This is a genomic window from Frankia sp. AiPs1 (genome assembly GCF_023716945.1).
Lineage (GTDB): Bacteria > Actinomycetota > Actinomycetes > Frankiales > Frankiaceae > Frankia.
The window spans coordinates 1-500 of sequence record NZ_JAMQQF010001203.1 but is presented as its reverse complement, the minus strand read 5'-3'; the positions used below and the strand labels follow the sequence as shown (position 1 = coordinate 500).

The following is a 500-nucleotide window of genomic DNA, read 5'->3' as shown; positions in this document are numbered from 1 at the left end:
TCTCTCGCCAGGCGAGGCGCAGCCGGTGGGAGCTCTCCCGAGCCTGGCGCGCGTCGCCCGCGAACGGGATGGCCACCGCCGCGCCATCGGCCGGCTCGGGATCATCCGCCGCCGGCCCGGCGAGCGCAGACGCGCCCCGTCCGCTCGCACCGATACCGCCTGTTCCGGTGCGCGCGGGCTCCACGGTCGGCTGGGTCGCCGCGGGCAGGTCCGCGAGGCTCTCGGCGATGGCGGTGAAGGCGTCTAGGTCCTCGGTGTGCCGGGTCGAGCGCGCGACCAGGTCGTCGCGGGCGGCGCGGGCCTGGGCGTGGCCGTTCGCGGCGTGCTCGACCGCCGCGGTCGCGGCGCGCAGTAGGTCCCCGGCGTGACCGAGATCCGTCGGGACCTGGTCCCCGGTGAGCGGCGCCACCCCGCGTCGCTGTACCTCCGCCGTGGCGGTGCGCAGTTCCTCGCGCAGGGCGCCGAGCCGCTCGCGGGCGCCGTCGAGCTCGGCCCCGACC

At 78.4% G+C, this 500-nt stretch carries 1 pseudogene; it reads right to left on the bottom strand.

Annotated features, from left to right (window positions below):
* A pseudogene (locus ND748_RS33650) lies at window positions 1-500 on the bottom strand (hypothetical protein); the annotation flags it as partial.